At 68.3% G+C, this 18,834-nt stretch carries 25 protein-coding genes; 10 read left to right on the top strand and 15 right to left on the bottom strand.

Annotated features, from left to right (window positions below; genetic code table 11):
• Position 1 precedes the first annotated feature (1 nt).
• On the bottom strand, positions 2–1,720 hold the full coding sequence (locus ACTJKH_RS00305) for a DHA2 family efflux MFS transporter permease subunit (protein ID WP_440735321.1): 1,719 nt from the start codon (positions 1,718–1,720) through the stop codon (positions 2–4).
• Positions 1,721–1,866: 146 nt separating this feature from the next.
• Between ACTJKH_RS00305 and ACTJKH_RS00300 the strand changes: the two genes are divergently transcribed.
• Positions 1,867–2,805: a DUF1214 domain-containing protein gene (locus ACTJKH_RS00300; RefSeq protein ID WP_440735320.1), complete on the top strand. Its 939-nt coding sequence runs from the start codon at positions 1,867–1,869 to the stop codon at positions 2,803–2,805.
• Positions 2,806–2,863: 58 nt separating this feature from the next.
• Here the strand turns inward: ACTJKH_RS00300 and ACTJKH_RS00295 are convergent, their stop codons facing one another.
• The 4 genes from ACTJKH_RS00295 to ACTJKH_RS00280 all read right to left on the bottom strand — a co-directional run bounded on the left by ACTJKH_RS00295 (position 2,864) and on the right by ACTJKH_RS00280 (position 5,075).
• Positions 2,864–3,232 carry a hypothetical protein gene (locus ACTJKH_RS00295; RefSeq protein WP_440735319.1) on the bottom strand — a complete coding sequence of 123 codons (369 nt, stop codon included), beginning with the start codon at positions 3,230–3,232 and terminating at the stop codon, positions 2,864–2,866.
• A gap of 94 nt (positions 3,233–3,326) precedes the next feature.
• A complete protein-coding gene (locus ACTJKH_RS00290; protein ID WP_440735318.1) occupies positions 3,327–4,139 on the bottom strand; it encodes a DUF1206 domain-containing protein in 813 nt (270 codons plus the stop codon).
• Positions 4,136–4,807, bottom strand: coding sequence for a phosphatase PAP2 family protein (locus ACTJKH_RS00285; protein ID WP_440735317.1), 672 nt, complete (start codon positions 4,805–4,807; stop codon positions 4,136–4,138). The genes ACTJKH_RS00290 and ACTJKH_RS00285 overlap by 4 nt, the downstream gene beginning before the upstream one ends.
• A gap of 7 nt (positions 4,808–4,814) precedes the next feature.
• Positions 4,815–5,075: a DUF6458 family protein gene (locus ACTJKH_RS00280; protein WP_056514962.1), complete on the bottom strand. Its 261-nt coding sequence runs from the start codon at positions 5,073–5,075 to the stop codon at positions 4,815–4,817.
• 117 nt (positions 5,076–5,192) lie between these two features.
• On the opposite strand from ACTJKH_RS00280, the gene ACTJKH_RS00275 reads away from it, so the two are divergent.
• The 3 genes from ACTJKH_RS00275 (at position 5,193) to ACTJKH_RS00265 (ending at position 7,445) form a co-directional block, all read left to right on the top strand.
• A complete protein-coding gene (locus tag ACTJKH_RS00275) occupies positions 5,193–5,855 on the top strand; it encodes an arsenate reductase/protein-tyrosine-phosphatase family protein (protein WP_440735316.1) in 663 nt (220 codons plus the stop codon).
• Positions 5,856–5,905: 50 nt separating this feature from the next.
• On the top strand, positions 5,906–7,102 hold the full coding sequence (gene dinB, locus ACTJKH_RS00270) for a DNA polymerase IV (RefSeq protein ID WP_440735315.1): 1,197 nt from the start codon (positions 5,906–5,908) through the stop codon (positions 7,100–7,102).
• A 61-nt stretch (positions 7,103–7,163) separates the two neighbouring features.
• On the top strand, positions 7,164–7,445 hold the full coding sequence (locus ACTJKH_RS00265) for a hypothetical protein (RefSeq protein WP_440735314.1): 282 nt from the start codon (positions 7,164–7,166) through the stop codon (positions 7,443–7,445).
• 12 nt (positions 7,446–7,457) lie between these two features.
• Here the strand turns inward: ACTJKH_RS00265 and ACTJKH_RS00260 are convergent, their stop codons facing one another.
• Complete coding sequence (locus tag ACTJKH_RS00260; RefSeq protein WP_120493713.1) at positions 7,458–7,751, bottom strand: DUF7882 family protein; 294 nt, start codon at positions 7,749–7,751, stop codon at positions 7,458–7,460.
• A 184-nt stretch (positions 7,752–7,935) separates the two neighbouring features.
• On the opposite strand from ACTJKH_RS00260, the gene ACTJKH_RS00255 reads away from it, so the two are divergent.
• The gene (locus ACTJKH_RS00255; RefSeq protein WP_440735313.1) at positions 7,936–8,691 is read left to right on the top strand and encodes a class I SAM-dependent methyltransferase; all 756 of its coding nucleotides are present in this window, start codon (positions 7,936–7,938) and stop codon (positions 8,689–8,691) included.
• A gap of 5 nt (positions 8,692–8,696) precedes the next feature.
• Here ACTJKH_RS00255 and ACTJKH_RS00250 read toward each other — a convergent pair whose 3' ends face one another.
• Complete coding sequence (locus ACTJKH_RS00250) at positions 8,697–9,101, bottom strand: thiol-disulfide oxidoreductase DCC family protein (RefSeq protein WP_440735312.1); 405 nt, start codon at positions 9,099–9,101, stop codon at positions 8,697–8,699.
• 85 nt (positions 9,102–9,186) lie between these two features.
• Between ACTJKH_RS00250 and ACTJKH_RS00245 the strand changes: the two genes are divergently transcribed.
• Both ACTJKH_RS00245 and ACTJKH_RS00240 read left to right on the top strand, forming a co-directional pair.
• Complete coding sequence (locus ACTJKH_RS00245; RefSeq protein ID WP_056313699.1) at positions 9,187–9,390, top strand: hypothetical protein; 204 nt, start codon at positions 9,187–9,189, stop codon at positions 9,388–9,390.
• 12 nt (positions 9,391–9,402) lie between these two features.
• Positions 9,403–10,026, top strand: coding sequence for a cyclodeaminase/cyclohydrolase family protein (locus ACTJKH_RS00240; protein ID WP_440735311.1), 624 nt, complete (start codon positions 9,403–9,405; stop codon positions 10,024–10,026).
• 24 nt (positions 10,027–10,050) lie between these two features.
• Here ACTJKH_RS00240 and ACTJKH_RS00235 read toward each other — a convergent pair whose 3' ends face one another.
• From ACTJKH_RS00235 to ACTJKH_RS00225, 3 genes are all read right to left on the bottom strand, one after another.
• Complete coding sequence (locus ACTJKH_RS00235) at positions 10,051–10,377, bottom strand: hypothetical protein (RefSeq protein ID WP_440735310.1); 327 nt, start codon at positions 10,375–10,377, stop codon at positions 10,051–10,053.
• Positions 10,378–10,689: 312 nt separating this feature from the next.
• Complete coding sequence (locus tag ACTJKH_RS00230) at positions 10,690–11,727, bottom strand: methionine synthase (RefSeq protein WP_440735309.1); 1,038 nt, start codon at positions 11,725–11,727, stop codon at positions 10,690–10,692.
• Between the two features lie 37 nt (positions 11,728–11,764).
• Positions 11,765–12,793, bottom strand: coding sequence for a DUF1852 domain-containing protein (locus ACTJKH_RS00225; protein WP_440735731.1), 1,029 nt, complete (start codon positions 12,791–12,793; stop codon positions 11,765–11,767).
• Positions 12,794–12,917: 124 nt separating this feature from the next.
• On the opposite strand from ACTJKH_RS00225, the gene ACTJKH_RS00220 reads away from it, so the two are divergent.
• Positions 12,918–13,859 (top strand): LysR family transcriptional regulator, encoded by a 942-nt coding sequence (locus ACTJKH_RS00220; RefSeq protein ID WP_440735308.1) that lies wholly within the window; start codon positions 12,918–12,920, stop codon positions 13,857–13,859.
• Between the two features lie 75 nt (positions 13,860–13,934).
• Complete coding sequence (locus ACTJKH_RS00215; protein WP_440735307.1) at positions 13,935–14,297, top strand: sigma factor; 363 nt, start codon at positions 13,935–13,937, stop codon at positions 14,295–14,297.
• 19 nt (positions 14,298–14,316) lie between these two features.
• On the opposite strand, the gene ACTJKH_RS00210 is transcribed toward ACTJKH_RS00215, so the two are convergent.
• The gene (locus ACTJKH_RS00210; protein WP_440735306.1) at positions 14,317–14,763 is read right to left on the bottom strand and encodes a BLUF domain-containing protein; all 447 of its coding nucleotides are present in this window, start codon (positions 14,761–14,763) and stop codon (positions 14,317–14,319) included.
• Positions 14,760–15,017 (bottom strand): hypothetical protein, encoded by a 258-nt coding sequence (locus tag ACTJKH_RS00205; RefSeq protein ID WP_440735305.1) that lies wholly within the window; start codon positions 15,015–15,017, stop codon positions 14,760–14,762. The genes ACTJKH_RS00210 and ACTJKH_RS00205 overlap by 4 nt, the downstream gene beginning before the upstream one ends.
• Before the next feature lie 110 nt (positions 15,018–15,127).
• Between ACTJKH_RS00205 and ACTJKH_RS00200 the strand changes: the two genes are divergently transcribed.
• Positions 15,128–15,568 (top strand): hypothetical protein, encoded by a 441-nt coding sequence (locus ACTJKH_RS00200; RefSeq protein ID WP_440735304.1) that lies wholly within the window; start codon positions 15,128–15,130, stop codon positions 15,566–15,568.
• Between the two features lie 4 nt (positions 15,569–15,572).
• Here ACTJKH_RS00200 and ACTJKH_RS00195 read toward each other — a convergent pair whose 3' ends face one another.
• The 3 genes from ACTJKH_RS00195 to ACTJKH_RS00185 are packed head-to-tail and all read right to left on the bottom strand — an operon-like array spanning position 15,573 to position 18,771.
• Entirely contained in the window at positions 15,573–16,853 is a 1,281-nt protein-coding gene (locus ACTJKH_RS00195; protein ID WP_440735303.1) for a glycosyltransferase family 2 protein, read from the bottom strand.
• Positions 16,854–16,870: 17 nt separating this feature from the next.
• On the bottom strand, positions 16,871–17,845 hold the full coding sequence (locus tag ACTJKH_RS00190) for a hypothetical protein (protein ID WP_440735302.1): 975 nt from the start codon (positions 17,843–17,845) through the stop codon (positions 16,871–16,873).
• Positions 17,842–18,771, bottom strand: a complete 930-nt coding sequence (locus ACTJKH_RS00185) for a WcbI family polysaccharide biosynthesis putative acetyltransferase (RefSeq protein ID WP_440735301.1) — start codon at positions 18,769–18,771, stop codon at positions 17,842–17,844. Before ACTJKH_RS00185 ends, ACTJKH_RS00190 begins: the two co-directional genes overlap by 4 nt.
• Positions 18,772–18,834 lie beyond the last annotated feature (63 nt).

Raw genomic sequence — 18,834 nt, 5'->3', positions numbered from 1 at the left:
GTCAGCGCCTCGACTCCCGGTCCTCGCGTTCGAGGACGGTCACCGATCCGGTCGTGGGCGACGCGGAGTCGACACCGGCGATGCGGATCGTGCCGGTCGACATCGTCGCACCGACCTCGGCCTCGGAGACCTCGAGCACCGACTCCTCCGCCTGCTCGCGCAGCTGCTCGGCGGCGTTCTTCGTCGACAGCGGCTTGTTCTTGATGAACGCGATCGCGAGGATCGAGATCACGGCGAGCGGGATCGCGATGATGAACGAGTCGGCGATGCCGTGGCCGTAGGCGCTCTCGACGATCGCACGGATCGTGTCGGGGAGCTGCGTGATCTTCGGCACGTCACCCGAGGCGAGGTGCGTGAGCGCGTCGATCTCGTCCGGCGTGGTCGGCGTGAAGCCCTTGAGCGCATCGGTCATGTAGTTCGCGACGCTGGTCGACAGCATCGAGCCCATGACCGTGACGCCGATGGTGCCCGCGATCGTGCGGAAGAAGTTCACGTTCGACGAGGCGGCACCCAGCTGCTGCGGCGCGGTGTCGTTCTGCACGATGAGGGTGAGGTTCTGCATGACCATGCCGAGGCCCGCGCCCAGCACGAACATGTAGACGGCGACCAGCGGGAACGGCGTGTCGTAGCGCAGCGTCGCCATGAGCGAGACGCCGACCGTGGTGAGCACGGAACCCGTGAGCATCCAGCCCTTCCACTTGCCGAATCGGCTGACGAGCTGGCCGATGATGATCGACGCACCCATCTGGCCGATGATCATCGGGATGGTCATCAGACCCGACTCGGTGGGCGTGGCGCCACGGGCGAGCTGGAAGTACTGCGCGAGGAACACGGAGGTCGCGAACATCGAGACGCCGATCGCGATGGACGCGATGACCGACAGGGTGAAGGTGCGGTTGCGGAACAGCGACATCGGGACGATCGGTTCCTTGACGAAGAACTCGACCGTGATGAACGCGGCGATCGCGACACCGGCGGTGACGGCGAGCATGATGCTCGTCGAGGAGTCCCAGTCGAACTGGCTGCCGCCCATGGAGACCCAGATCAGCAGGGTCGAGACGCCGACGGCGAGCAGCACGATGCCGAAGTAGTCGATCGAGACCTTGCGGTCGCGCTGCGGCTTGGGCAGGTGCAGCGTGAACTGCAGCAGCACGAGGGCGAGGAGCGCGAACGGCACGCCGACGAAGAAGTTGGAGCGCCAGCCCCAGACATCGGTGAGGAGGCCGCCGAGCAGCGGGCCGCCGATGGTGCCGAGGGCCATGATGCCGCCGACGACGCCCATGTACTTGCCGCGCTCGCGCGGCGAGATGATGAGGGCGACGGCGATCATGACGAGGGACATGAGTCCGCCGACGCCGATGCCCTGGATGACGCGGACCGCGATGAGCATGTTCGTGTCGGTCGAGAATCCGGCGATCACCGTGCCGGCGGTGAAGAGGATCAGCGAGATCTGCACGAGGATCTTGCGGTCGACCAGGTCGGCGAGCTTGCCCCAGATGGGCGTCGAGACGGCGGTCGCCAGAAGGCTCGCGGTGATGACCCAGGTGTACTGAGACTGGGTGCCGCCGAGGTCGGCGATGATGACGGGCATCGAGGTCGACACCACGGTGCCCGAGAGCACGGCGACGAACATGCCGACGACGAGGCCGGAGATCGCGGTGAAGACCTCGCGCGGCGAGCGCACAGGCTCAGCGATGGAGGAAGAAGAAGGCGTTGTCACAGTGGAAGAGCTCCTGCGTAGAAAGTTGATTGGTGTCAACTATACCCCTATTAGTTGCAGAAGCGCAACTATCGACCGGATGCAACCATTCAGCCGGACCGGTTTTAGGGGTGGCGCGTCATCACGACACTGTGTGAGCATCGGTCATGGCCATCATCGTGAACTCCGACAACTTCGTCCGAGCCGAGAACGATCGCATGCTGCATGACCTCCAGCGGGATGCCGGCGGCATCAACAGGTTCCTGCACAACCGTGAACCCGCGGCGATCGACAGGCAGACCGTGATCCGCCTCAATCGCGACACGCTCTACAGCTTCGCCGTTGTCGACATCTCGGAAGGCGCATCGTTCACGATCCCCGAGCACGGTGACCGCTACATCTCCGCGATGGTCGTCAATCAGGACCACCACATCAACCGTGTGTTCCACGAGCCCGGGGAGCACACGCTGAGCGTCGAGGAGTTCGGCTCGCCGCACGTCGTGCTCGCGGTGCGCATCCTCGTCGACCCACAGGACGCCAGCGACGTCGAGGCCGTCGTCGCGCTGCAGGATCAGCTGGAGTTGCACGCGGAGTCCGCTTCCCCCTTCGAAACCTCCGAGTACGACCGCGCGTCGTTCGACGACACCCGCAACGCTCTGCTCGCCCTCGCACGGCACCTCACCGGCTTCGACCGCATGTTCGGCACGATCGAGCAGACCGATCCCGTCCGGCACCTCATCGGCACCGCCGCCGGGTGGGGCGGCCTGCCCTCGACCGAGGCGAGCTACGTGGGCGTCGACCCTGGGCTGCCTCCGGGACGATACGAGCTCACGGTCGCCGACGTCCCCGTCGACGGGTTCTGGTCGATCTCGGTCTACAACGCCGCCGGGTACTTCGAGCCGAACGAGCAGGGCGCTTACACGGTCAACAGCATCACCGGGGTGCCGAATCCGGACGGTTCGATCACGGTGCGGTTCGGCGACTGGCCTGCGGACACGGCGAATGCGATCCCGACACCCGTCGGCTGGAACTATCTCGTGCGGCTGTATCGTCCACGCGCCGAGATCCTCGACGGCACCTGGACGTTCCCGGTTCTACAGCCGTAGCATCCGCGGCGAGCGTCCCCGATCCCCGGGGGGGGCCCGCTGTGACCCGCGGTTCTCGTCAGACCCGCCCTGCGCCCGAGCCGTCGAGATCCAGATCGAGGTCGAGGCGCCACTCACCGGCATCGTCGAGGTGTGCATCCGAGGAGTCGGCATCACTTTCGGGGTACAGACGGTGCGCCTGGAGACGTGCGGAGTGCGCGCCGAAATCCGGCTCGGTCCCCTCGAAGTCGTCATGGGGACCGACCAGAAGATCGTTGCCGACACCGACGACCAGTTCAGCGCAGTCCTCGCGCCCGTTCAGGATGATCGGGATCTCGACCGCGTCGGACTCGCCCTCGGCCGCGATGGCTGCGGCGAGCCTGACGAGCGAGTCCGCCACGTCATCCGTGGTGACCAGCTGCTGACCTGCATACGAGACGATCTTCATGGATCGATCATCGCCCGGATCACGGATTCCCGGCTCGGGGTTGCGCGGGTCGGTGGCCGTTCGATATGGCGCACCCGGGCGCGCACACAGCTGCTCACATGCGGGCGTAGCGGGCGCGCGCGAAGCAGAACAGCCCGTAGAGCACGAGTCCGGCACCGACGATCCAGAGGATGATCGGGCCGTAGGGCAGTCCCGCGAGGGTGCGTAGCGCTGAATCCAGGCCTCCCGCGGTCTCGGGGTTGTGCGTGAGCGCGGCGATGACGAAGAGCACTCCGGCCACCCCGACGGCGACGCCCTTGGCGATGTAGCCGGCGACGCCGAACGCGACGATGCCCGAGCGCGCCGTCCCGCCGGGAGACGAGAGGTTCTTCATGAAGGCCTTGGTGAAGCCGCGGACGATGAACGCGATGCCGATCGCGGCGACGATCAGTCCGACCAGGACGAGCAGCGCGACCCCGGCGGGCGCGGCGAGGAGCTTCGCGCTGAACGACTGCGACGACTCGGAGGACTGCGACTGGCCGCCGAGCGCGTAGACCAGCGCCGTCGCACCGATCGCGATGTAGGCCGCGGCGGTGCCGAGGAACTTCACCCGGTGGCCCCACTTCTTCTTCGTGTCGGGGTCGCGTTCGACGACGGCCTCCGCGATCTGCCAGATCGCGAGCGCGAGCAGCCCGAGCACGATCAGCCACAGCAGGAAGACGCCCGCGGGCGACTGCTGGATCTGCTGCATCGCCCCGCCCTGGTCGGCATTCTCCCCGCTTCCGCCGGTCGCGATCGAGATCGCGATGCCGCCGATGAGCAGATGGAGGATGCCGAGCACCACATAGCCGATCCGGGCGAGTACCCGGAACGTCGTGGAGTCCTGCGCCGCGCTGGCGGCCGACGCCGCTGAGTTGCGAGTGTTCATGGGTGAACCGTGCTTTCGATCGTGTCGTCGCTGGTCGGCGACGGAAGTGTGCGAGAGGCGCGCCGAGCTCTGACGGCCTCGACGCAGACCCATACGAAGCAGGCGACGGCGATGCCCTCGAGCAGCCCCGCCACGACATCGCTGAGCCAGTGCGCGTGCAGGTAGGTGCGGCTCCACATCATCGTGACGACCCACACCGCCCCTATCGCCCAGACGTACCAGCGCCGGAACGTCAGGGCCAGGATGATCGTCACGGTGGTCGCCACCGCGGTGTGCCCCGACGGGAAGGATGTCGCCACGCTCTCGGCGAGCGAGTCCTCGGGGCGGGTGCGGCCGATCACGGCCGCCATGGTGGCGCCGATCGCCACGACCGCCACCATGGCGATCGCCAGCGTCGCGGCATCCCACCGGCGCTTGCGCCACACCAGCCACGCGATGAGTGCAGCTCCGATGACGATCATGCCGATGGTTCCGCCGACGATGGCCGGAATCCAGGCGATGACGACCCACACGTCGCTGGTCAGCGACACCATGAGATCGTGCCACCACACATCGGCGGGGAGGGGCTCGTGCCCGCCGAGGGCCACGAGCGTGCGCAGCACGACGAACGCGACTGTCGCCGAGACGCCGGCGATCAGGGCCGCGGTTCCGCGCGCGACGTCGACCACGCCGGGGTCAGGCGATCGGATCGTTGTTGCGGATGCTGCGACGGGTCACGCGCTCGCCGGTGGCGGGGTCGACGGCGGTGCGGTCGACCGTCTCGGTGCGACGACTGCGCATCACGAGGACGAGGCTGATCAGGAACACGACGACGCCGGCTCCCATGAGGATGTAGCCGATCAGGTCGAGGTCGACGTAGCCGCCGGTGTCGATGTTGATCGCGAAGACGAGGATCGCTCCGATGACGAAGAGCGCGATTCCGCTGCCGATGCCCATGTTGTCCATTCCTCTCCGAGACCGCCCCTGCGGTCTCGCGACGACAACAATAGGGTCAATGACGGTTGAGTCAATAGCCGTGGACACGACTCACGCGGCGTGGTATGGATGAAGACGATGACCGATCTGGAACGACGCGCCGGCATCTTCGCCGCACTCGCCGATCAGACGCGCCTGAGCATCGTCGACCTGCTGACGCTCGGGGACCTCTCGTCATCCGAGATCGGCACCGCGCTCGATCTGCGGTCCAATCTGATCGCGCACCATCTCGGTGTGCTCGAATCCGCGCAGATCGTCACCCGCACGCGCTCCGAGTTCGACAAGCGGCGCAGCTACATCGGTCTGCGGCCCGAGGTCTTCGACACCCTCGCGCCACCGAGCGTCGCGCCTCCGCGGCGGGTGCTGTTCGTCTGCACCGCGAACTCGGCACGATCGCAGCTCGCCGAGACGATCTGGCGCGACCTCAGCACGATCGACGTGGCCTCGGCCGGAACCCGCCCCGCTGCCGCCGTCAACCCCGAGGCGTCCGCATCCGCCGCCCGGCACGGGCTCACGATCGACCGCGGGCGCCCGCCGAGGCATGTCGACGACGTCCGAGCCGAGGGCGATCTGGTGATCACGGTCTGCGACGACGCCCATGAGAGGCTGCGCAGCCGCGACGACCTGCACTGGTCGATCCGCGATCCCGCACGGGTGGGCACCCCCGCCGCGTTCGACGCGGCCTTCGACACGATCCTGCAGCGCGTCCGCGCACTGTCGTCACGCCTCATCGCGGCCTGAGCCGATGTCCCCGGTGCGTGCGATCATCTGCACGTCGATCGGAGGACGGGATGCGGGGCGAAGCCACCGTGCTGCACGCAGACCTCGACGCGTTCTACGCCTCGGTCGAACAGCGCGATGCACCCGAGCTTCGGGGCAGGCCGGTGATCGTCGGCGGCGGAGTCGTGCTCGCCGCCAGCTATGAGGCGAAGGCTCGCGGGGTCCGCACCGCGATGGGCGACCGTCAGGCGCTCGAGCTCTGTCCGGATGCCGTGGTCGTACCGCCGCGGATGGAGGCGTACGCGGCCGCGAGCACAGACGTGTTCGCGATCTTCCGCGACACGACACCGCTGGTCGAGGGCCTCTCGATCGACGAGGCCTTCCTCGAGGTCGGGGGCCTGAGGCGCATCGTCGGCACCCCGGAAGAGGTCGCCGTGCGGCTGCGGGAGCGCGTACGCCGTGAGGTCGGACTCGCGATCTCGGTGGGCGTCGCGCGAACGAAGTTCCTCGCCAAGGTCGCGAGCGCTGTCGGCAAACCCGACGGACTGCTCGTGGTCGAGCCCGAGCGCGAAGAGGAGTTCCTCCTCCCCCTGCCCGTCGAGCGGCTCTGGGGCGTCGGAGCGGTGACGGCCGAGAAGCTGCACCGGTACGGCATCCGCACCGTCGGTCAGCTGGCCGAGCTCGAGGCGGCGACGGCGGAGCGGATGCTGGGCAAGGCCGTCGGCGCCCATCTGCACGCGCTCGCCAAGCTGCGGGATCCACGCCCCGTCGACACCACCCGACGGCGCGGCTCGATCGGCTCGCAGCGCGCGCTCGGCAGCCGCCCGCGCTCGATCGAGGAGCTCGATCTCTTCCTCACCCAGATCGTCGACCGCCTCGCGCGGCGCCTGCGCGACGGCGACCGGGTGTGCCGCACGGTCGTCCTGCGTCTGCGGTTCGGCGACTTCACGAAGGCCACCCGGTCGCGCACGCTCGGCTCCCCGACCGACCGCACCGCGATCCTGCTGACCGTCGCGCAGACACTGCTCGCCGCCGCGCGGCCCGAGATCGCCGAGCGGGGCATCACGTTGATCGGCATCTCCCTGTCTCAGCTCGACCGCGCCGAGAACATGCAGCCCGAGCTGCCGATCGACTGGGGCGACGAACAGCGCCTCGACACCGTGCTCGACACCCTGCGTGATCGCTTCGGCGCGGCATCCGTCTCTCGCGCGGCGCAGCTGGGTCGTGACCCCGGCTGGTCGAGCCCGATCCTGCCGGAGCACGAGTGACGCGGGGAACGCGCCATGGCGTCCCTTTGGCAGAAACGGCGGAAGCTCTTAAGGTGTTCTCATGGCAGGACCAGAGACCATGATGCAGACCGAGATCGTGCTCGACGGCCAGAGCTTCCTCCTTGCTCAGGTTCAGGACCTCCACGACCTGAAGCGTCGCATCGAGGCAGCGGTGAAGAGCACGGGCGCCTTCGTCGACTTCGTCGTCGTCGGCAACCGGGAGGTGAGCGTGCTCATCACTCCGCACTCCCGAGTGATCATCAGCGCGTCGACGGTGCTCTTCGACGAGCGCGATACGGGAGACGTCGACTTCCCCTTCGGCGGCTACTACGACGGTTTCTGACCGTCCGTCCGGTCAGAGCTGATCGAGCACGAGCTCGCCACGCGAGTTCAGCTGCTCCATCATGTGCGTGACTCGGCCCGCCTCGATCGTGGGCACCGCCGGCTGGTCGAATTCGAACACCAGCGGGATGCTCGGATGCACCCAGATGGTCAGCCGACCGGACGGCACCTCGGGCTTCGGCAGCCAGGTCATCATGAAACTCTCATTGCGGCGCAGCTTCGTCCCGATGACGATCTTCAGGTGCGCCAGAGTCACGTCTTCGATGTCGATCGCGGGGCGCGAGCTGTTGTACTCCAGTGTTCCCATGTGGAGAACTGTACGCGGGGTCGGCGACCTCGCTCTCACTCCTCGACGTTCGCGGGCAGGGAGACGGCACTCCTCGCCGCTGGCCGACCTGCGGAGAACGCGCTCTGCTGACGCGCCGCTGATCCGGACTGCTCTATCGATGTTCTGCTCAGATCCGGACGTTTCTCGATGACAGAATCGAGGGATGACGGAATCGTTCGATGCTCTGATCGAGGCAGGTTCGACCGCAGACGTCTCGGGATGGGACTTCTCCTGGCTCGACGGGCGGGCGACGGAGGAGCGGCCGCCGTGGGGATACGCACGCCTGCTCGGCGAGCGCCTGGGCGCAGCATCCGCCGCCCTCGACATCCAGACCGGCGGCGGCGAAGTGCTGTCAGAGGCGCAGTCGTTCCCGCCGGTCGCGGTCGCGACCGAGTCCTGGCCTCCGAACATCGAGCACGCCACGCGTCTGCTGCATCCGCGAGGTGTGGTCGTGGTCGCGGATCAGGACGAGCCGCCGCTGCCGTTCGCCGATGGCGCCTTCGATCTGGTCACGAGCCGCCACCCCGCCACGATCTGGTGGGACGAGATCGCACGTGTGCTCCGCCCCGGCGGCACCTATCTCGCCCAGCACGTGGGGCCTGCGAGCGCCTTCGAGCTGATCGAGTTCTTCCTCGGGCCGCAGCCGGAGGCCAGCCGCGGGCGGCACCACGATGACGAGGTCCTCGCGGCCGAGGCCGCAGGACTCGAGGTCGTCGATCTTCGCACCGCGAGATTGCGGATCGAGATCCACGACGTCGCCGCCGTGGTCTATCTGCTTCGCAAGGTGATCTGGTGGGTTCCCGGTTTCACGGTCGAGACATACGTCGATCGGCTGCGTGATCTGCACGAGCTCATCCAGGCGCAAGGCCCGTTCGTCGCGCACTCGACTCGGCATCTGATCGACGCGCGTCGGCGCTGACAGCCTCAGCCCCTCGAACGTCCCTGATCAGCCGGCCGTGCGCGCGGCATCGCACACGCCGCAGTGCCGCCGGGAAGGCGATGCCGGAAGCGAGCGATCAATGAATACCCGAGCGATGCCGCCCACGAGAACGGCATCGTCACGAGCAGATGGCCGAGGAAGCGCAGGATCCCCTGCGGTTGCAGCTGCAGGAGCACGGCGAACGCCGCGTGGCCGCGGAATCGTCTCCCACCCGCCAGCAACCAGACGTAGTGGGTCACGTCGTCACGGCTGAGCGCGAGTTCGTCGAGGTCGAGCCACTGCCAGGGCTGCGCGTCCGGAAATCTGTCGAGGGCGTTCTCGAGTCGACGCACCCACGTCGTGCAGAAGGCGCAGTCGCCGTCGAAGACGAGCAGGGGCTCGGTGGGCATGGGTCCGACACTACGCTCCGAACCACAGGACTCCCACGATCTCAACCCCCTGTACCCGTGCACGGGCATGGCGGACTCTATGGGCATGAGCCACCCCGACGACATCAAGCAGCCCCTCGACCATCTGCCGCCGCTCGATGAGCGCGACAAGGCGATCGACATCGACGAGCCGAGCTATCCGACCTCCGAGGCGCCGACGGGCCCCGCGCACGCATCGCCCGAGACGGCCGCAGAGCCCGACAAGCCGAACCGCCACGGCGTCGACAAGCTTCCGCCGACCTCGCGCTGACTGCTCGGCCATATGAATCACCCCAGCGATGTCCGTACATCGACCCCACTGGACGAGTGGCTCGCAAAGCTCGGCCGGTCCACCGGAGCACCGGGAGGCGGCGCCGCGTCGGGCGTGATGCTCGGCATCGCCGCGTCTCTGTTGAGCATGGTCGCCGCGTACACGCACGATGATCCGTGCGCAGCAGAGTGCGGGCGTCGAGTGGCACGACTGCGCGGCGAGGCACTCCAGGGCGCGGAGAGCGACGGAATCGTGTCGGCCGAGTTCGGCGCCGCGCTCGCCCTGCCCGCCGACGACCGGGATCGCGACGCGCGGGTGCGCGCTGCGGCCGTGTGCGCGGCGGAATCAGCGGCGCGGCTCGGAGCGGTCGGCATCGCCCTGCTGAGCGAGATGCGCGTGCTCCGCGATATCGGGAATCGGAGCCTGTCTGCGGATCTCGCCGTGGCGGCCGGAGCACTCGACGCGGGTCTTTCGGGGTCCTCCATCAACCTTCGCGCGAACCTCCGTACCGCTCGAGCGCATCACGCGTCAGCGGCAGCACTGGCGGAGCTGCACGTCGACGCCGCGCGGCTGGCGGAGGCACAGCAGAGCACCGCGCGGATCGCGGAAGAGCTCTCCGCGGAGTTCGACGACTGATCCTCCCGCCGGCGTCGGAGCGGTCTAGTCGACCTCGTACTCCGGCCCCTCGGGGGCGTCGAGGGGCGGACCCGACGGCGATTCGACACCGCGGGTGAGTGCCTGTAGCCGACGCACCAGCTCAGGGTCCTCGAGTTCCGGCCCGCTGTCGCTGAGCTCCTTCGCCACGATCTGACTCGCCGGACCGATCAGGAACTTCGCCGTCACGACGGTTCCGTCGTGCTCCCGCACCGGTATCTCGACGATCTCGGCGCGCTCCTCATCGCCCAGCGCCCGCCCGTACGCCAGCAGCGCGTCCGCGATGTCGTCACCGGTCAGGAACTCGTCGCCGCCGTACAGGATCGATTGCATAGTGCCGTTCTATGCCCCTGCGCCGGGATCCCCGCGCCCCTTGCTCGCCCGTCCGGTCGGTGCTAGCGGCTGCGTCGTCACCGCGCAGTGGAGAAAAGGTTACGCCCACCTGAGCGCATCCACCATGGGATGCCGTGGCGAACGACACGCGCGTATCGTCACTGACTGAGAGCCGGCGCCGTAGGCGTCATGGGGATCGCCCCGGAGTGGCTCCGGTCGAGGGGCTCTGTGCCGACGGTTGCGAAAACGCCCGTCGAGAGAGAGTCCCTCCACTGTGGGTGATGACAGCGCGAGGGGCGATGATTCGCGGTGTCAGACCGTGATGGGCGCGAGCTCCTCGCGCAGGAGCGCAGCTCCCGCGCTGAGCGCACGCAGCTTGCCTCGGGCGACATCGCGAGGCAGCGGCGCCAAGCCGCAATTGGTGCTCGGGATGAGCTTGTCCGCGTCGACGAAACGGAGGGCAGCCCGGAGGGTCTCGGCGACCTCCTCCGGGGTCTCGATCGTCTCGCTGGCGACGTCGATGGCTCCGAGCATGACCTTCTTACCGCGGATGAGCTCGATGAGGTCCAGCGGGACGTGCGAGTGGTGGCTCTCGAGCGAGATGGTGTCGATGCTCGACTGCTGCAGCAGCGGGAACGAGGTCTCGTACTGCCTCCACTCCGCCCCGAGCGTCGCCTTCCAGTCGGTGTTCGCCTTGATGCCGTAGCCGTAGCAGATGTGCACCACGGTCTCGGCGCGCAGCCCCTCGGCCGCTCGCTCGAGAACCGCCACGCCCCAGTCCTTCACATCGTCGAAGAAGACGTTGAAGGCCGGCTCGTCGAACTGGATGATGTCGACCCCCGCCGCCTCGAGCTCGCGCGCCTCCTGATTCAGGATCGCCGCGAACTCCCAGGCCAGCTTCTCGCGGCTCTTGTAGTGGCGGTCGTAGAGGGTGTCGATCATCGTCATCGGCCCGGGCAGGGCCCACTTGATCGGCTGATCGGTCTGCTGGCGGAGGAACTTGGCGTCCTCGACGAACACGGGCTTCTCGCGGCTCACCGCACCCACGACCGTCGGCACGCTCGCGTCGTAGCGGTTGCGGATGCGGACCGTCTCCCGCTGATCGAAGTCGACGCCGGACAGATGCTCGATGAACGTCGTCACGAAGTGCTGGCGGCTCTGTTCGCCGTCACTGATGATGTCGAGGCCGGCCAGACGCTGCTCCTGGACGGTGAGTCGCAGCGCATCCTGCGTACCCTCCACCAGGGCCTCGCCCTCCAGCTTCCAGGGGGACCAGAGGACCTCGGGCTGGGCGAGCCAGGACGGCTTGGGCAGGCTGCCGACGATCGAGGTGGGCAGAAGCGTGTTCATGGCGGGGAACTCTCCGTCGGTCGGGCGAGGAAGTCGGTCAGGCGACGGGTGCGAGGTCATCGGCAGGCACTCGGTCGTCAGCGGCGGCGCCGTACGCGGCGGCCCACTGCTCGAGGAGCTCTCCGTGAGGCTGCATGAGGTGCTCGTCCGCGAACCTGCCCTGCGCGGTCGCGAGTCGACTGCGCTCCTCCCGGTCGTACGCGATCTTCGTCACCGAGTAGTCCTGCTGGTCGAGGGTCGGCTGATAGACGCCCGCCGCGGCCGAGTTCGCGTTGTAGATCTCCGGTCGATAGATCTTCTGGAACGTCTCCATCGTGCTGATCGTGCCGATGAGCTGCAGGTTCGTGTAGTCGTTCAGCAGATCTCCGCGGAAGTAGAAGGCCAGCGGCGCGACGCTGCCGCGAGGCATGAAGTACCTCACCGAGAGCCCCATCTTGGCGAAGTACGCATCCGTCAGCGACGAGTCCTTATGCTCGTACTCGACGCCGAGGACCGGGTGGTGATTGTCGGTGCGGCGGTACGTCTTGCTCGTCGAGACGCTAATGCAGATCACCGGCGACAGGGAGAACCGCTCGCGGTACGCCTCGGAGTCGAGGAAGTGTTGGAAGAGCTTGCCGTGCAGATCGCCGAAGTCGTCGGGAAGGGCGAAGCCACCCGCGGCTTCGCTGGCCGCAGGCAGGCGCACGCTGAAGTCGTAGTCGCGCACGTACGACGAGAAGTTGTTCCCCACGATCCCCTGGGTGCGCGTGCCGGTGAGACGGTCGAGGATCTGGATGTCCAGCACCTCGAGCAGCGGGAACTCCCTGTCTTCCCCCTCCGCGGCGAACTGCACCGCGACCGAGATGATCTCGAGCTCGAGTGTGTAGCGGTCACCGCCCGGGTTGTCCCAGCGGGCGAGGTCGTTGAACCGACGATCGATCATCGTCAGCGCGTTGCGCAGGTTCTGCTGACGGTGCTCACCGCGCGCCAGGTTGGCGAAGTTCGTGGTGATGCGGGAATCGTGCGACGGCGAGTAGTCCTCGTCGAACCGGGTCGTCGTGATGCGGAACGTGAACTCGTGTGCCATGAGGGGCCAATCGGTGAGCTGATCGGCCGAATACGGCCTCGCGGAAGGGGGTACCTCCATGGTGCTGTCATCGCGCGCCCATCGGGTAATGCACCGCGACTATGCCGTGCCATAGTCTGGAGCTATGGCCAAGCGTTCGAGCGGCATCACCCTGCAGCAGCTCACCTACTACATCGAGGTCGCCGCGGAAGGATCGATCAGCGCCGCCGCCGACCTGCTCTACGTCGCGCAGCCCACCATGTCGGCCGCCATGAAGGACCTCGAGAGCAGGGTGGGGCGCGATCTGCTCGTCCGCTCGGCCCGCGGCGTGACGCTCACCACCGACGGCGTGGAGTTCCTCGGATACGCCAGGCAGGTCGTCGAGCAGGTCGCGCTGCTCGAACAGCGTTATCTCGGTCGTCCGCCGTCGAGGCGTCTGCTCGGGGTGTCGACGCAGCACTACTCGTTCGCGGTCGACGCCATGGTGCGGATGGTGCGCGCGAGTGACGCCGACGAATACGAGTTCTCGCTGCGGGAGACGCGCACGTGGGACATCATCGAAGACGTCCGCACGCTGCGGAGCGAATTGGGGATCCTCTATCGCAACGACTTCAACCGCAATGTCATCGACAAGCTCCTCCGTGACTCGGGGCTCGCATTCCGGCCGCTCTTCATCGCCGAACCGCACATCTTCATCTCCCGGAAGAACCCCCTCGCCTCTCGTGCGCACGTCACCCTCGACGATCTCGCCGAGGTGCCGCGCCTCACCTTCGACCAGGGCGCGAACAACTCCTTCTACTTCGCCGAGGAGATCCTCTCCACCCTCTCGAGTCGGCGGGAGATCCGGGTCTCCGACCGCGCGACGATCTTCAACCTCATGATCGGTCTCGACGGGTACACGATCTCGACGGGAATCATCAGCGACGACCTCGACCCCGAGATCGTCGCGATCCCCCTCGACGTCGACGAGCGCATCGAGATCGGCTGGATCGGCCACTCCGCGATCCCTCTCACCGAGCAGGCGCAGCGCTACCTCGCCGAGCTGCGGACGGTTGTCGCGAGCTTCGGTGTGACACTGCTCGGTTGACGTCGTCGCTAGCACCTCGCGACCATCGGGCGCAAGAGCCAACCGTCATCTCCGCTCGCATGCCACGATCAGCTCATGAGCATCCGCAGCGTTCCTCCCCTCACCGGGGATGCGGCGCGGGGTGCCGAAGCCGATCTGCTGGCGGCGATCGCATCGGGCAGCCAGACGGCATTCGCCCAGCTGTACGACCTCACATGTGCTCGCGTCTTCGGACTCCTCCTCAGCGTGATCGGTGCGAGGGCGTCCGCGGAGGAGGTCCTCCAGGACGCCTACCTCCACGTCTGGTCGAACGCATCGGAGTTCGCGACGTACAGAGGAAGCGCGAACGCGTGGATCTCCGAGATCGCGAACCGTCATGCGGTCGAGCGGATCCGCCAGACCACAGAAGCGTCGTCGAGTGCGATCGACGGCCTCACCGCACCGTCCGAAGCGGCCTGATCGCGCGACCGCCCAGTGCTCAGTCGGCCGAGGCCGACTCTCGCACGCGGAACCACAGCGTGAGCTCCATGATCGCCCGACCGATCATGTCGTGATCCCCCATGCGGAGGTCGTCGAACGAGTCACGGTATCCCGTCGCCATCTCCGGCGCTGTGGCGATCAGGGACTGGTAGCCCATCGTCCACTCCTCGAACCGTCGCTCATGCAACGGCTCCTCGATCAGCACGCGGACATCCCGATGGCGAGGATCACGGCCGATCGTCTGCATCAGGCCTTCGACGCCGGACCTCGGACCCTCCAGGATCTGAACGAACTCACCGCCGCGGTAGAGCAGCATCCCGGTGATGCCGCGCGCACTGTTCCGCGCACGGCTCACCGTGAGCAGCTGAGCGAGCTCGGCGTCATCGAACGGGCGAGTGGCGCTGCTGGAATACACGAGCGAGACCAGCGCGTCCTCCGCGGTCATCCGGCATCCCCCTGTCGCACGTGCGCGTCTGCGGGTGCCGCCCCGACCGCCTCGGCACCGGACACCGCATCCATGGCCCGGTGGTGGTCCTCGTAGTCGCCGAGCGGACGCGAGGCCGTGTCGAACGCACGCCATGCGCCGTCGGCCTGGCGGTCGACGTATCCGAGGAACGAGCCGTCTCGACTGCCGACGTAGAAGCCGTCGGCCACGCTCGCCCAGAGGGGGCGGGAGGAGAGCGGCGATTGATCACCCATCTCACCAGCGTACATTCGCGGATGCGGCCGGGCTCGGATCATCCTCGAGGATGATGCCGATACCTCGCCCGCTCGATGCCCGGACGATCCGTGCCGACGAAGCTGGAGGCATGAACGCACGAACGGCCCTCGCGGCCCCCGCCCTCATCGCCGCCGGGCTGCTGTCCCTGACCGGATGCTCCGCCTACGACAGCCTCGTCCACAAGCAGGCGACGTCGACCTTCGACGACGTCGCGGCCTTCGACGACGGGGGCGAGGTGGATGCCGAGTGGATCCCCGCCGACGCCACCGCGATCACCGTGCGGACGTCGACGATCGACGACGCCGCGGATGCCGTCATCCTGCTCTCCAGCGACTCCGCGCTCGCCGACGACTGCGCGGAGGTCGAGAGATACTCGGCCCCCGCCTGGGTGCTCGACGACGCCCCGGACCCCTATAAGGCGAAGACGGTCTTCGCCTGCGGCGACTGGAGCGTGATCGCATCCGGTGACGGCTGGTTCGGCTGGACCCCGAACTCCGAGGAGGAGCGGAACGCCGCCGCGGCGGAGTGACGGGTCAGGAGAACTCGGCAGACCCGCCCCAGCCTGCGAGCCAGGCCGAGACCCTCGGGTCCGGGCGCAGAGGCAGGATGCCGAGGACTTCGACCTGCCTGCGCTCGAAACCCTCCTCCGTGCCCCAGCGTCGGGATCGCCGCGTTGCCCGTCGAGACCGCAGTACACCGAACGAGGCCCCCTCGGGGCCGACGAGCTCGACGGTGCCGACGTCGCCCGCACCGAGGGTCGCGATGCACTCCGCAATCGGGGCGCGGTCGAGGACGACGATCGGTCGGTCCACCTCCCAGATCACCCGCGCGTCCTGCTTGCTCCCGCCGACCACGACCCGGGGGTCGTCGAGAAGGCCGGCGGCCTCGCCCGACAGGACCACCCGCGCCAGGGGGAACGCCGCGAGGATCGAGTCGACCATCACGAACTGCGCCGCCGCCGGGTGACCGCCCCCGATCTCGATGACGAGGTCGGGCGCGTCCGACAGCAGCCCCCTCGGCGCGGAGCCGGCGACCGGGATCGACGACAGGAGACTCAGGGTCTGGGTGTTCGCGCGTTCCAGGCTCGAGCTTCCGCGCTCTCCCCAGTCGGGTCCGTCGTGCCATGCCGCAGCGCTCGGCACGTGAGCGAACACGGCGCCCGCCTGCCACATCCGATGCGCCCACTCCCAATCCTCCCCGCCGTACGCGGAGAAGGACTCGTCGAAACCACCGACCTCGTCGAACAGCGCACGGGAGCATGCGATGACCGCGCCGATCACGAATCGATACGAGCGGTCATCGGCGTGCAGGAGGTCACCGGTGCGCGCGTACTCCTCGGCCAGCCACGCGGGTTCGGCGAGCTCCCGCCCCGCCGCGGCCTCGACGACCGGAACCTCGGGATCGATGCCGGTGAAGTCCGCGTGCCGACGGCGGCCCACGGTGACCGCATCGGCGAGGAGAGCGGGAAGCCTGGTGAGCGCGCGGACGTAGCCGGGTTCGGGGGCGGTGTCGGCATCGAGGAAGCACAGCAGGTCGCCGCTGCTCGCGCGGGCGCCCAGGTTGCGCGCCGCCGCAAGGCGGAAGCCGCGGTCCTCCTGCCGGACGAGGATCACGCCGTCCGGTACGGAGATCCCTCCCGGGGAGCCGTCGTCCGCCACCACGACCTCGAGAAGCTCTCGCGGGTAGTCCTGGGCGTACAGGGCGTGCAGCGTCCGGGCGAGCTCGTCGGGCTGGTCGTAGTGCGCGACGATCACGGACACCGTCGGAAGGGCCTCGGGCTCGAGGCCGTCGAGCGCGTCCCATCGATTGTCCACGACCCGCGGGTGACGCATCACCGCCCGCGCCCGCCCCACCAGCGCACGTACGCGTCGGCGGCCTCGGGCCACGACATCGGCAGTCGGGTGAGATCGTGCCAGGTCGAGTCGGGCCGTTCGAAGGCATCCCCCACCGCTGCGGCCAGCGCGGACCCGTCGACGGCCCGGAGCGTTCCCGGGCGCAGCGTCGCCATCTCGTCCATGTACCGGTTGCGCACGGCGACCGGCCGTCGTCCCCAGCTGATCCATGACGCCAGCGAGCCGGAGGCCGACACATGGCGGTGGGCGATCACCGGCACCGACACGGCGCGGCCCCGTCGTGCGATGTCGGCATCCTCGAGCCAGCCGGTGACCTCGACCTCGACGCCGAGCGCGCCGGCGCTTCGCACGAAGGCCGCGAGCTCTTCGGCATGACCGTCCGAGGCGCGACCGAGGACGGTCATCCGGGGGATGCCGGCTGCGGCCGCGGCACGCGCAGCCTCGTCATGTCCCTTACCGGGGTAGAAGAAGCCGAGCACCCCGACGGATCGGTCGGGCGGCATCCGCTGCACATCGGACAGAAGCGCGACAGGGAGAGGGATGCTCGCGACCGGCCCCGACCACACATGCTCCTCGACGAGCAGCGCGCGCTCGTGCTCGCTGTTGACCACCACGCCTCGGGCCGCCTGTGCCACGGACGCATAGGCCGCGCGCCGACGGGGAAGATTCCGCTCTCCGTCCGAGGCCTGCGGGACGTCGTGCAGGGTGACGCTGACCGGCCGTGATGCGGCGAGCGCGGCGAACGCCGCTGCCGCCTCCTCGGGGGATCCTCCCCACAGCCGGTCCGTGAAGTGCGCGTGCACGGGCGTGCCGCCGCCTTCTGCATCCAGGCCGTCCGGCGAGACGATCCTGATGGCCGGGTGCGCCGCGCGCACCGCCGCGGCCATGTCGCGGGCGTACATCGCGACCCCGTGCGTCCCGGGGTGCACGAGCAGCAGCGGCATCGCGCTCACCGCGCTCGCCACACGTCGAGAAGCGGAGCGAGACGCACGAGAGCCGCGACGACGAAGTCGGGGTGCGCGGCGTACCACTCGAGGTGGGCGGTGCGCACCTCGCCGTCGTCGACCGGCACGCCCTCGACGATCCAGTGCGCGCGCGGCGCGTCGTCGAGCGACCATGCATCGATGACCTCGGGTTCCAACGGCGCCTGCACGGAGTCCAGCAGCGGGCGGCCGGGGTCTGTCGGGCCGCCCGGGTGTCCGAGCTGCTCGAGCACGCGGGCCCCCAGCGGCATCCACACGGCGTCGCCCGGATGGTTGACGGTGCGCGCATGATCGGCTGTGACCGAGTCGAACAGGTCCGACACCCGAACGTCGGCGCTCTGCTCGCGGGTGCGCAGCGTGTCGACCGACATCCCGCCGACCGCGCGCACCGCGTCGGCGGTGAGCGCGGCGACGACGGGGATCCCCGCCGCGGCGGCGAGCGTGCGGATGTCGTGATAGGCCACGACCGGCGGATCCCCCTCGGTCCCCGGCACCCGGATGGCGGCCTGGAAGGGATGCAGCCCGGCGAACCGCACCGGGGGCACCGTCAACACGCGTGCATCCGTGATCGCGGCGATCTGCCGGGTCCCCAGCGGCAGATCGTGATAGTCGTCACGGATGGGCTGACTCACGACGGTCTCCGCCGCTCGGACGATCTCATGCAGACGCGCGGTGTCGGTGCCGGTCATCTCGTGCACTGCGGGAACACGCACGAAGCGGTGGTCGTCCGAGTCCATCACCATGCGCAGCGACTCCGCCTGGCAGTTGCCGAGGACGACCCCGAAGCGCTCGGGAAGCGGGCTGAGACCATAGAACTCCGAATAGTGTCTCTGACGCGCTAGCACCTGGGAGGCTGCCTGCGCAACGGCCGTGCCCTCTTCCGGATCATGGCTCATGATACGAACGTATACCTTCGACTCATCAGTCTTGCGTCCCCCATCGCCCTGCGGCCTCTCCGT

The sequence above is a fragment of the Microbacterium sp. 22215 genome (assembly GCF_052045655.1).
Lineage (GTDB): Bacteria > Actinomycetota > Actinomycetes > Actinomycetales > Microbacteriaceae > Microbacterium > Microbacterium phyllosphaerae.
This window is presented reverse-complemented; position numbering and strand designations above follow the sequence as displayed.

What these genes read in the sequence shown, in the direction of transcription:
- ACTJKH_RS00300 (WP_440735320.1), top strand. Translation starts at nt 1,867, where the DNA reads ATGGCCATCATCGTGAACTCCGACAACTTCGTCCGAGCCGAGAACGAT.
- ACTJKH_RS00295 (WP_440735319.1), bottom strand. Translation starts at nt 3,232, where the DNA reads ATGAAGATCGTCTCGTATGCAGGTCAGCAGCTGGTCACCACGGATGAC.
- ACTJKH_RS00290 (WP_440735318.1), bottom strand. Translation starts at nt 4,139, where the DNA reads ATGAACACTCGCAACTCAGCGGCGTCGGCCGCCAGCGCGGCGCAGGAC.
- ACTJKH_RS00280 (WP_056514962.1), bottom strand. Translation starts at nt 5,075, where the DNA reads ATGGGCATCGGCAGCGGAATCGCGCTCTTCGTCATCGGAGCGATCCTC.
- ACTJKH_RS00275 (WP_440735316.1), top strand. Translation starts at nt 5,193, where the DNA reads ATGACCGATCTGGAACGACGCGCCGGCATCTTCGCCGCACTCGCCGAT.
- dinB (WP_440735315.1), top strand. Translation starts at nt 5,906, where the DNA reads ATGCGGGGCGAAGCCACCGTGCTGCACGCAGACCTCGACGCGTTCTAC.
- ACTJKH_RS00265 (WP_440735314.1), top strand. Translation starts at nt 7,164, where the DNA reads ATGGCAGGACCAGAGACCATGATGCAGACCGAGATCGTGCTCGACGGC.
- ACTJKH_RS00260 (WP_120493713.1), bottom strand. Translation starts at nt 7,751, where the DNA reads ATGGGAACACTGGAGTACAACAGCTCGCGCCCCGCGATCGACATCGAA.
- ACTJKH_RS00255 (WP_440735313.1), top strand. Translation starts at nt 7,936, where the DNA reads ATGACGGAATCGTTCGATGCTCTGATCGAGGCAGGTTCGACCGCAGAC.
- ACTJKH_RS00250 (WP_440735312.1), bottom strand. Translation starts at nt 9,101, where the DNA reads ATGCCCACCGAGCCCCTGCTCGTCTTCGACGGCGACTGCGCCTTCTGC.
- ACTJKH_RS00245 (WP_056313699.1), top strand. Translation starts at nt 9,187, where the DNA reads ATGAGCCACCCCGACGACATCAAGCAGCCCCTCGACCATCTGCCGCCG.
- ACTJKH_RS00240 (WP_440735311.1), top strand. Translation starts at nt 9,403, where the DNA reads ATGAATCACCCCAGCGATGTCCGTACATCGACCCCACTGGACGAGTGG.
- ACTJKH_RS00235 (WP_440735310.1), bottom strand. Translation starts at nt 10,377, where the DNA reads ATGCAATCGATCCTGTACGGCGGCGACGAGTTCCTGACCGGTGACGAC.
- ACTJKH_RS00230 (WP_440735309.1), bottom strand. Translation starts at nt 11,727, where the DNA reads ATGAACACGCTTCTGCCCACCTCGATCGTCGGCAGCCTGCCCAAGCCG.
- ACTJKH_RS00225 (WP_440735731.1), bottom strand. Translation starts at nt 12,793, where the DNA reads ATGGCACACGAGTTCACGTTCCGCATCACGACGACCCGGTTCGACGAG.
- ACTJKH_RS00220 (WP_440735308.1), top strand. Translation starts at nt 12,918, where the DNA reads ATGGCCAAGCGTTCGAGCGGCATCACCCTGCAGCAGCTCACCTACTAC.
- ACTJKH_RS00215 (WP_440735307.1), top strand. Translation starts at nt 13,935, where the DNA reads ATGAGCATCCGCAGCGTTCCTCCCCTCACCGGGGATGCGGCGCGGGGT.
- ACTJKH_RS00210 (WP_440735306.1), bottom strand. Translation starts at nt 14,763, where the DNA reads ATGACCGCGGAGGACGCGCTGGTCTCGCTCGTGTATTCCAGCAGCGCC.
- ACTJKH_RS00205 (WP_440735305.1), bottom strand. Translation starts at nt 15,017, where the DNA reads ATGGGTGATCAATCGCCGCTCTCCTCCCGCCCCCTCTGGGCGAGCGTG.
- ACTJKH_RS00200 (WP_440735304.1), top strand. Translation starts at nt 15,128, where the DNA reads ATGAACGCACGAACGGCCCTCGCGGCCCCCGCCCTCATCGCCGCCGGG.
- ACTJKH_RS00185 (WP_440735301.1), bottom strand. Translation starts at nt 18,771, where the DNA reads ATGAGCCATGATCCGGAAGAGGGCACGGCCGTTGCGCAGGCAGCCTCC.